The organism is Pseudomonas sp. P7548 (assembly GCF_013386585.1).
Classification (GTDB): Bacteria; Pseudomonadota; Gammaproteobacteria; order Pseudomonadales; family Pseudomonadaceae; genus Aquipseudomonas.
The window spans coordinates 1-9,992 of record NZ_JACARO010000145.1 but is presented as its reverse complement, the minus strand read 5'-3'; the positions used below and the strand labels follow the sequence as shown (position 1 = coordinate 9,992).

Below are 9,992 nucleotides of genomic sequence, written 5' to 3'. Positions count from 1 at the left end.
GAATAGGGTGGGGGCGATGCTTTAGTAGGAGTGAAGCGTTATCACTTCGGCGCCACCATTCTCGTCCGAGGCTTGCCATCCGCGTTGTGCTGGTAGATTTCCTCAGGTTGCCCCTGCTCATTGAAAAACACCTGGCCGATCCCTGCGCTGTTCCACAGCCGCTCGCCGGCTTCGGCATGCTCGGGAATATGGGGCACCACCTGCAGGGCACGGCGGCGGGTGAAGCCGTTGAGGGGCGAGCGTGGCGAGTAGAGCCACCGGTTGAGGCGGTCGAACCATTCCAGCAGGCGCGGCGGGAATTCGTTCTTGATGCCGCTGCTGGTGATCTGCCAGATCTGGGGGCCGGCATTGCGGTGACGGATCAGCACTTCGTAGACGAACGAGTAGTGCACATCGCCCGAAAGAATCACGTAGTTACCCGGCGTGCGGGAGTGGCGGAAGATGTTGAGGATCGCGTGGGCGGCGCCGCGATGGGCCATCCAGTTTTCCGCGTCCACCAGTAACGGGTGGCCGCACCAGCTGAAGACTTTCTGCACGGTTTCGATCAGCTTGACCCCGAAGATCGGCGCGGGCGAGACGATGATGGCCGAGGGGTGGTCCAGCAGTTCTTGTTGCAGTTCGCTCAAGGCTTCCCAGTCGAGCAGGCCGGAGGGTTGCTTGAGGGCGAACTCACTGCGCCAACGTCGGGTGCGGGTGTCAAGCACCACCAGGGCGGGGGTGGTGGGCAGTACGTAGTGCCAGTGTTGGAACCTCAGCAAGGTCTTGAGCAACTCATCCTGCGCAGAGGCCTCCAGGTGGTTATCCTGCGCTCGCGCAGTCAATGCGCGGGTCTGGTCCACCAGCTCGCCAAACACCTCCGGCTGGTTGCCCCAGCCCTGGCACAGCAGGTAGGCGAGCAGGGCATTGCCGATGATGCGCCGGGAAAAGGGATGGCCGTAGGCGGTTTGTTCCCACTGGGCGCTGAGGTTCCAGTCGTCGGTGATGTCGTGATCGTCAAAGATCATCAGGGTGGACAGGTGAGCGAACACCCGTGCGACACCCGGCAGCCCCTGGCGGAATTGGTCGATCTGCACCTGTTCGCGGGCGTAGCGCTGTTGTTCGGGTGCGCTCAACGTCGGGGCCTGCGTGTCGACCAACGTCCAGGGCGTGGGCGACCAGACCAGCAAATACATCGCGATCACTTCGGCGAAGGTCACCAGATGATTGTCGGCAGTGCTGCTGGTGAAGATCGGCTTTTTCACGCCGCCAAAGAAGCGCTCGCGCAGGGTCTCGTTGCTGTCCAGCGCGGGCAGCAAATCGGCACGATGGTAGTAACTGGCGCGATGCCCGTAGAGGCTGGCGCTGTCGTCCACCACGGCGCCTTCCAGGTATTCATCGAACAGGCCCAGGCGCGCGATCAAGGCATGGATCGCCCGCAGCATCGGCCCGGCAACGTCATCGGCATAGACCTGGTCGCCGCTCATCATCAGCAGGGCGGGACGCTCGGCCGGGGTAGGGGCGTTGGCCAGCAGGCGGTCGACACAGAGCAGGCCTTCGTCGGCGCGGTGATGAGGCTTGCGGCAGGAGCCGTGAACCAGTTGGTGAATGCGGCTGTGTAAGACGAAGTGGGGCATTGAGGCCCCTGCGTAAAGCAAGTGGGGGGCCCATTGGACGATACCCTGATTGTCGATCAGCAAATCGAAGCCTATGTTCACATCGCTGGGCATTTCCTCTGCCAAGGGCACATCGATCAGATGGATAAAGGCGTGACGACCGACGGCAATGACCTGGCTATGAGCGGCCAGGGGAATAGCCAAGGTTGTGTGAGGAAGTTGCAACTTCAGGGTCAGCGTCAGCTGCCGACTGGCCACGAGCCATAACACCAGGCGCTTGGGTTCTACACGGCGTAGTAAGGGGCCGACGAGTACGGAGGGGAGCGATGATGGCTCTGGCATCAAACGGATAGCTCACGTTAAGAGGTAGAGCGGCAGGGTACAATAATGAATGTAGAAGTTTCGTTAATAGGTCGCGTTTTTTAAATGCAGCGTGCGTGAAGATAGAGAAAGCAGCGCATTGAGCGCTGCTTTCACGGAACTATTTAATGAGCGTTGAATTTACAGTAAGTTGCCTCGGCCAAGACTGTCCAGGCCTCCACCAGTACGCCTGCGAGATTTGTCAGCACTGGACGTGGTGTCAAAGGCCGAAGCCTGGAGGTCTGTCTCGTCAAGGCTGCGCTTTTGGCGAGCGTTGATTGGCGGGTTGTGTTGAGTGTCCGGGCTGACAGGGTATAGAACAGGGGAGGTGCTGATAGAGTTGATCATGGTGATATCTCTTTTTAAAGTTGATAGTAAGTTCTACACGGCATGTTCTTCCCTGTAACAATGCGAGAGGCAAGTTAATTGTTTTTGCTTTGAATGGCGAGGTGGGGAGTGCTACTGGTTGTAATGTGTTGCGTGGATATTTTTTTATAAAAAAGTTAAGGGTTTGTGGGTTTTTTAATTAACTGTCGCTTATTCGCATCAGTGTTCAGGTGCGCGAATAAATACAAAGTATTTATCCGGTAAGAGGGAAGGCCGGGGCAGCAAGGCTGCCCGGCAAGGTGATCGATTATCGGAGTACGTCGTCTGTCACTTTAGGCACGGTGAACCGGAACTCGCTGCCACGGCCCACTTCACTTTCAGCAACAATCTTGCCGCCATGGGCCTGGACGATGCCTTGCGTGATGTACAGCCCAAGGCCGCTGCCGGTCGGGTTGTTTTCGGTCTGTGTCCAATAGCGATCAAACACATGAGGCAGTTGTTCCGGTGCAATCCCTTCGCCGGAGTCGCGCACCGAAAACACAATCTCCTCGCCATTGCTCATGGCGCTGATGCCGATATTGCCTTGGCGCGGAGTGAACTTGATGGCGTTGCCGATCAGGTTCGACAGCACCTGGAACAAGCGCTCCGGGTCGGCGTTGATCTGCAGGCCGGGCTCGGTGTTGAACGACAGGTCGACGCCTTTCTCCATCGCCAACGGCGCCAGCAGTGAATAAGCTTCTTCAAAGATCTGGCTGACATCCAGGGGCACCGGCTTGACCACATAGCGCCCTGCTTCGATTTTCGAGGTGTCGAGCAAATCTTCCAGCAGCACGTTCATGCGTCCGGCCGCCTGTTGCATGGTGTCGATGGCCGAGGAAATCCGCCGCGAGGTGTGCGGGCCATCGGAGCTGAAGGCTTTTTGCATCATGCCGCACAGCATCGAGATCACGGTCATCGGGTTGCGCAGGTCGTGGGACACCACCGCCACCAGCTCATCACGAGCGCGTACGGCCTGTTGCTCGCGCAGTACCTGACGGGCCAGGTCGTTTTCCAGGGCGGAGCGACGCAGGTCGTTGGCAGCAAAGCGGTCGCCGTGGCTCCACTTGGTGGAGATGCCGGCCATTTCCACTTTCCAGATTTCAAACGACGTGCGTGGGCGAAGGCGCAAACCCGCGTCGGAATTTTCCAGGTCCAGCGGTTTGCTCGGGTCGCCACTCCAGTTGATGTTCTCTTTGACTTCCGGGCGGAACCACAGCACACCGTTATCCACCGGCTTGGGCAGGCTCATGGCCAATACGCCACTGGCGACTTGCTGATACTCGGCGGCAGGCGGGTACACCGACGCCAGGTTGTGGCTGGAAAACACCGGCTCGCCGGTCTCGATCAGCCACTTGTGCAGGGCGCGGATCTGCGCCGGCTCCGGGCAATTGCCGTAGCGATGCAGTTGCTTGTCTTCGATGATCGCCACACCGCCGGACAGGGTCAGGTCCATCAACACTTGCGGCTGTTGGGCGAGGCCGTCGAAGACGTTTTCTTCGCTGGCCTTCATCGCCTGCTCCAGCAATGCCAGGGCCTCGACCTTCTCTTCACGCTGACGGCTCAGGTCCAGTGCTTCCATGGCGCTGATCTGCAACGACAGCACCTGGCCGATGGTCTGGCAGGCCGTGCGCAGCTCATTGGGTACCAGCAACGGTTCGCGGTTGCCGCAACTGATCAGGCCCCAGAGCTTATCGCCCTTCATCAGGGAAATGCTCATGGAGGACAGCACGCCCATGTTCTGCATGTACTGGCAGTGAATCGGCGACACGCTGCGCAGGGTGGCGAAACTCAGGTCCAGCGGCTGGCCGGTGTCCGGGCGCAGCTTGGGCAGCAGCGGCACCGGCTCATAGGCGGCATTCGGGATGATGCGCAGCCAGTTGGTACGGTACAGCTCGCGGGCTTGTTCCGGGATGTCGGACGCGGGGAAGAACAACCCGTTGAACAGTTCCATGGACGGCGCCGACGCTTCGGCAATGACCTGGCCGTGACCTTCCTCTTCGAAGCGGTAGATCAGCACCCGGTCATAACCGGTCATGGCCTGGATTTCGTTCACACTGATTTCGTACAGAGCTTGCAGGGTTTTCGCCGACTGCAGACGCTGCAACATTTTGCCCAGGTCACTGGTGCGACCGTTCAGCGCTCGTGGTTTGAAGTCTTCAATCCGCGGTTCGAACTCCAGCACCAGCACGTTCTGATGGCGATGCAGCAGGCCTTCGAACGACGCGCCGTTGAGGGTGACATGCAGGGGCGGTGCATCGAAAAACGTGTTGTTTTCCGCCATGGATTGCACGGCGTTGACGTGCTCAGCGCCCAACAAGGTGTGCAGAGGCTTGCCCAGCAGCGCCTCGGGCATGTGGCCGAACAAGGTGCCAACGTTGGCACTGACCTGGATGATATCCAGGCCGGGTTCCGACAAGGTCAGCAGTACGCCGTGGGGTTGGATAGCCCCTGGGAAACGGATGGGCTCGTCGGCGCAGTTGGCAAGCAGCTCTTCAAAATCTTCGGGTTTCATAGCAGTACCTCCTGGCGGTCGAGCCATTGCTCAAAGCCGCTGAATGTCGAACGGGCAGCCTCTACCGCGTGCTGTTTGGCGGGTGCATCCAGTGGCAGGCGGCCCAGGTAGTCGAGAAAGTCTTTCCAGCGCCGTCCGGTCTCGGCGCCATAAACATTGAGAAACGCACCACCGTTGTCTGCATCCAGGCCCAAGCGCTGGGCCATTTCCCGGCGCAGCACTTGGCCGCCCAGCGTCGCGCCTTCGAGCACATACAGGGCGCCGAGGCAGGCAGCGGGGGTGTCAAAAATGGGCAGTGCGTTGCAGCGAGGCAAGGCGTCGAGGGTGCTGTCATCCAGACCGAGTGCGTGAAGGTCTTTCGCCAGTGTAGGTGTTTTCACACGCATCACTGTATCGAACCCCTCGGGGATCAATCCACTGTCATACAGTGCTGTTTCCATTGGACGGTAAAAACCGTAATACGCCTGGAGCAGGCGCCGATACCAGTCGGTATCCAAGCGCTCGGAGAAGAACGGCAGGCGCTTTTCCAACGCCACATGCAACAGGGCAGTGCCTGTACGCAGTGTTTCCAGCAGTGAGGGCGCACCGACGTCATGGGCCTGTGAATGCATGCAATGAGCTCGAACAGTGGGCCTTGCGGCCATGAATGACGCGTGAAAATGGGCGACGATTCTACACAACTCATTGCCGTCGGCTGTACGCACAAGGCGAAAAGCCTGACCAGCGGATCAGAAAAGTCGCTCCTTGCTCTATTGAATGACCACAAGCTCCCGTACCAAGTTCGCTTTAAGTGATATCGCAAGGCTATCAATGCATGGACAATCCTTGCTGAGTCAATGCCGTTTGCACACATTCAAGCAGATGCTCGGCGCTCCAGGGCTTGGGCAGGAAGCGCACGCTGCTGCCCAGTTGCGCTGCCAGCTTGGTATTGCCAGATGTCAGCACTACCGGCACCGAAGGCCAGCGATGGGCTACTACCCGACTCAAGTCATAACCGTTGAGCAAACCCGGCATCTGGATATCGCTGACAATCAGGTCCACCGGGTCATCGGCCCGCTCCAGGAAAATCATCCCTTCATCCGCCGAAGGAAAGGAGGTGACATGGGCACCAAACTCCTCCAGCACGTCCACCATCAACGAGCGAATGATCTCGTCGTCTTCCAACACTAAAATCGATGGCTGAGCCATGATCCTTACTCCACCATCAGGGTTCAAATGGGTGGAGTGGGGCAGGCCTCAATAGGTTCGATTGGATATGTGCTAAACGATGGATGGTTGCTCAAACACGCAGGCTTGCGCGGTTGCCTAGTGTTGTTGCAGTGCACAAGGCTCTCCCACCGCCAAATCTGATTCCTGGGGCAGCTTGTAGTGAGCGGGTTTGCCCCGCGCTGCGGAGTGTCAGGTACATCGTGCTTATCTGACACGCCGCCGCGCGGGGCAAGCCCGCTCACTACAAGCGATATTGGGCATAATGGACGGTACCTTGATGTGGAGTTTTCCATGAAACGTGTCGCCTTATTGACCCTTGCCATGATCCTCAGCGCACCGGCTTTCGCCGCGGGCGATGCCGAAGCCGGTGGCAAGCTCTTCACCAAGACCTGCGGCGGTTGCCATAGCATCGGCGAAGGCGCGCGCGGCGGTTTCGGGCCGCAGCTCAACGGCATCATCGACCGCCCGGCCGGCACCACCACCGACTATCAATATTCCGACGCGATGAAGAACTCCGGCGTGGTCTGGACTCGCGATAAACTCGCCGCCTACATCGAGGCGCCAAAGAAAGTCGTCAGCGGCACGCGCATGATTTTCTGGGGCATCAGCGATCAGGAAAAAATCCAGGACATCCTGGCGTACCTCGAGACGTTCCAGCCGAAGTGATCACTGGCGCCTATCCGCCTTGCTGAAGTGCTACCGCTCCCGCACAGATTGAGCGGTGTCGAGCGTGACACCGGGCAAATCTGGGAGTGGAGGGCGCCTGGGTACGCCTGCCAAACCACAATGCCCACACCGCTGTTTTCTTGAGCCTCAGCCGCTGTTCGTTCCCGTGGGGAACAAACTGTTTAAACTCGGGTCCAGTCATCACTCTCATCCCGATAAGGACATCCCCATGAAGCGCGTCGCGCTGCTCTCCCTCGCCCTGGCCCTGGGCGCCTGCCACTCCAACCAACGCGACTCTTCGCCCAGCCTGCTCAAGGACGGCGTGCAATTTCGCCAGAAAACCGTAGCTGTGGATGCCGAGCACGCCAAAGTCATCATGAAGGCCAGCGGCGGCACCAACCCCGTCGAGTTCGCCATCCGCCGTGAAGGTGACCCCGACCAACGCCTGGAAACCCTCGGCACCGTGATGGACACGGGGGAAGGCAAGGTCTTTAACTGGATCGCCAAACTCAACCAGACAGTCGCCAGCGCCGGGTTCAAGCGTTTTCCACAGTTGGAGGTTCAGGCCGATCCGGGCAAGCAACTCACCGTGTCCAGCTCGGCGAGAAGCCAGGGCAACGGCGCGTATTACAGCTGTGGGCCGGTGATGAGCACATTCAGCCCGGAGAAGGCGAAGGTGTACCTGGTGGAGTTCCAGTTCAGAAGCAACCGTGCGGCGTGTGCGCAGCAGGTGTTTGATATTACGGATCCGGCGAATCGGGTGTTGATTGGGGGAGAGGGGAGTGAGGCGAAGGAGGGGTAAGCAGGCTTGATTGAACGGTGGGCATTGCCCACCGTTTGCGCGCTGAAGGTTGTGCGAATACCACCCCGTTGAAGGTGTGGGTGTAGCCGTCGTAAAAGGGTTTTATCTGCTCGGGCGTCAGACGCGGATTGACCTTTTGCAGCAGGCCGGCTGAGCGGTAGAGGAGGGGCTTTTGTGGTGTAGGTTTCATTGCATCAAGACGCCTTCTTAGGTTGCTTTGGAGCTGGCGGCCAGGCGCCCTGGTAGCGGAAGGAAATTTGGTAGTCGAGCTTGTTGGGTTCAATCATGTGCTGGAAATACGGTTGAATAATCGTTATCCAGTTAGGCAGTACGTTGAATACGTCGGCGTATATCGCGGTCTCTTCGCCTAGACCCAATGCTTCAAAAACACTGTCTGGATCTTCGATATCCGATGAGTACTCAGCTGCCTTCAAGTCATTGCTTTGTTTTTCGTACCATCGCAATCTGATCTTCATCACCTTTTTGGAGGCCTCTCTCTATCGTCAATGACGACAGTTCTGGTGACGGCGCGGGTTAAACGGACGGGCCGAACAGGTGCGGATGCTGCGCTTGGAAGGACCTGAAGGTTTGATACTTCCAACGTTCTCCGCCTGGGTCTTCATCGTTCGTACTGACTTCGCCGAAGTACCAATGCTCTGACTCGAAGACGTTTCCTTTTTCGTCCTCATGAACGAAGTGAAAGCCAACCTCGTGAAGCCCTGGCGGAACGGTCAGGCGCCATTCACTGGCGAGGCTTCGGCCGGTGATACGGGTTTGGCGGAAGTAGTCGTAGTTGAAGGGCTGAGTGTGGCCGAGGTGGCGTGCTTTGTCGGTGTAGACACAGACACGGCTAGAGAACATGTTCGGGACCATGATGCAGGCGACAACCCAACACTCAGGGTCATTGTCTGATCGTGCTTCAAGCAAATGGCCTGCAACTTTGATCAATTGTTGAGCGCAGTGCGCCAGAATTTCCGACGTGGTTTGTTTGCCTTCAACAAGATTTTCGATAACTGGGATTCTTATATTCACGAAGTCAGGTCGTGGCGGTAACTCTTCGTAAAAGCAGCCTTCGAAGTTGTCTGCCCAGCGGGTCAGGGCTCTGAGGTGCCTGGGAATGTTTCGGAGCTTTTTGTCTGTCAGTGACAGTCTGCGCATGAAGCTGAACCCTCTACGTCTGTGTTATTCGTTCGCATCTTCGTAATCAAATGCGATGAAATAATCGCTTTCTGAAAGAGCGATTCCGTGAGAGAAGTGCACCTGTACCCGCGATAACCACTCGCGACGCAGCTCAAACATACCGTTGTTGACGTCCTCATCTATCGATAGCCCAAGCTTGGAAATCACGGAGTAGTCGTCTCCCAAATCCGCTGAGTCCTCCGTCCCGCTTAGACGCTCGGTGGTTCTGTCGAACCATTCCAGTCTCACTTTTAATCCCACGTGTCCCTCACAGATATTTTTTGATGTTTCGCTTTTTCTTCGGCCCTTCTAACTGCTCGCCGGTTATGTGATTGAACGCACCTATATGGCTTCCATCACTTGCTAGATAAACTTCCAATTCTCCATGCTGGGAATCCCACTCATAGATTCTCCGGCCTTTCTCTTCAATCCAGCGCTCTCTCAGGCCGGCACCTCCTCGTCTGGGAGTCATTGGTTTTGCTTTTATCAGGTTTTCAAAACCAGTTATTTGTTTAGTATTCGGCGCCTTGTGGTACTTGTGATCCCCAGCCTTAACACTCACCACCACATACAGCGGCCGAACCCCCGACTCCACCGGGAACACCAGAATAAAATCTCGATACTCCGGCGGATAAATCGGGTTCACCAGAATCTGCGCAGCCTTCTCCGTCGGCGGATAAATCCACATCACTGGCGCTTGTGGCGCAGCCTCCAAGGCCGGAATACCCAGCGTGTCGCTCGGGTCAACGCGCAGGCGTCCAGATCAGTTCAACACCCTCACCCAAATCCGCCACAAACTGATCGCCACGGACTTGAAACTGCACCACATCAATCATTTGCCAATCGGCATGATTGCCTGTGTAAAACCCATACCCCTTGAGCGTGCCATCCTCACGCTGCTCAACCTGCAACCGCATCTGCGAACGCGCCCGCTGCATCGAACGCAACTGCTCTTCGGTGTAAAGCGCGCTGTCCCCCAACTCTGATGGCCAGACCAACGCGACCAGCCCCGTCAGTAGCCCTGCGGCCACAGTGCCTGCCGCCGCGACTGCCGTCTCCAAAGCGACAGAATGTAACGGCAACTGCCCCAACCCAACAGGCAGTGCACTGCCGCTGATCTTGCGCAGAGCAACCACGCCCAGGCTGTCCACCTCGCGCCCGCCCAACAGGCTGAAATGGCCGTAGTCCTTGATCAGTTCCAGCGGCACATACCCCGTCGGATCGCTGTAACGAATGATGCCGTCGGGCAGTTGGCAGGGTTTGGTGAAGGTGCAGCCGGGAGGTTTGGCGGGGGGCGGTTTTGAGG

Annotated in this window: 10 protein-coding genes and 1 pseudogene; 3 read left to right on the top strand and 8 right to left on the bottom strand. The window is 57.9% G+C overall.

Annotation, left to right across the window (positions count from 1 at the left end):
- Window positions 1-41 precede the first annotated feature (41 nt).
- Window positions 42-1,613 (bottom strand): alkaline phosphatase D family protein, encoded by a 1,572-nt coding sequence (locus HX803_RS31560; RefSeq protein ID WP_256732986.1) that lies wholly within the window; start codon window positions 1,611-1,613, stop codon window positions 42-44.
- 33 nt (window positions 1,614-1,646) lie between these two features.
- On the opposite strand from HX803_RS31560, the gene HX803_RS32910 reads away from it, so the two are divergent.
- Window positions 1,647-1,859 (top strand): hypothetical protein, encoded by a 213-nt coding sequence (locus HX803_RS32910; RefSeq protein WP_256732985.1) that lies wholly within the window; start codon window positions 1,647-1,649, stop codon window positions 1,857-1,859.
- Window positions 1,860-2,586: 727 nt separating this feature from the next.
- Here the strand turns inward: HX803_RS32910 and HX803_RS31555 are convergent.
- The 3 genes from HX803_RS31555 to HX803_RS31545 all read right to left on the bottom strand — a co-directional run bounded on the left by HX803_RS31555 (window position 2,587) and on the right by HX803_RS31545 (window position 6,018).
- On the bottom strand, window positions 2,587-4,830 hold the full coding sequence (locus tag HX803_RS31555) for an ATP-binding protein (RefSeq protein ID WP_178925990.1): 2,244 nt from the start codon (window positions 4,828-4,830) through the stop codon (window positions 2,587-2,589).
- Window positions 4,827-5,441, bottom strand: a complete 615-nt coding sequence (locus HX803_RS31550) for a biliverdin-producing heme oxygenase (RefSeq protein WP_178925989.1) — start codon at window positions 5,439-5,441, stop codon at window positions 4,827-4,829. The genes HX803_RS31555 and HX803_RS31550 overlap by 4 nt, the downstream gene beginning before the upstream one ends.
- Window positions 5,442-5,637: 196 nt before the next feature.
- Entirely contained in the window at window positions 5,638-6,018 is a 381-nt protein-coding gene (locus HX803_RS31545) for a response regulator (RefSeq protein WP_178925988.1), read from the bottom strand.
- Window positions 6,019-6,330: 312 nt separating this feature from the next.
- On the opposite strand from HX803_RS31545, the gene HX803_RS31540 reads away from it, so the two are divergent.
- On the top strand, window positions 6,331-6,705 hold the full coding sequence (locus HX803_RS31540; RefSeq protein ID WP_178925987.1) for a cytochrome c family protein: 375 nt from the start codon (window positions 6,331-6,333) through the stop codon (window positions 6,703-6,705).
- A gap of 229 nt (window positions 6,706-6,934) precedes the next feature.
- Complete coding sequence (locus HX803_RS31535; RefSeq protein ID WP_178925986.1) at window positions 6,935-7,507, top strand: hypothetical protein; 573 nt, start codon at window positions 6,935-6,937, stop codon at window positions 7,505-7,507.
- Between the two features lie 194 nt (window positions 7,508-7,701).
- Here HX803_RS31535 and HX803_RS31530 read toward each other — a convergent pair whose 3' ends face one another.
- From HX803_RS31530 to HX803_RS31515, 4 genes and pseudogenes are all read right to left on the bottom strand, one after another.
- Window positions 7,702-7,983, bottom strand: coding sequence for a colicin E3-like toxin immunity protein (locus HX803_RS31530; protein ID WP_178925985.1), 282 nt, complete (start codon window positions 7,981-7,983; stop codon window positions 7,702-7,704).
- Window positions 7,984-8,041: 58 nt separating this feature from the next.
- Entirely contained in the window at window positions 8,042-8,665 is a 624-nt protein-coding gene (locus HX803_RS31525; RefSeq protein WP_178925984.1) for a DUF3916 domain-containing protein, read from the bottom strand.
- A 24-nt stretch (window positions 8,666-8,689) separates the two neighbouring features.
- Window positions 8,690-8,935 carry a colicin E3-like toxin immunity protein gene (locus HX803_RS31520; RefSeq protein ID WP_372339956.1) on the bottom strand — a complete coding sequence of 82 codons (246 nt, stop codon included), beginning with the start codon at window positions 8,933-8,935 and terminating at the stop codon, window positions 8,690-8,692.
- 19 nt (window positions 8,936-8,954) lie between these two features.
- Window positions 8,955-9,992: pseudogene (locus tag HX803_RS31515) on the bottom strand (S-type pyocin domain-containing protein); the annotation flags it as partial.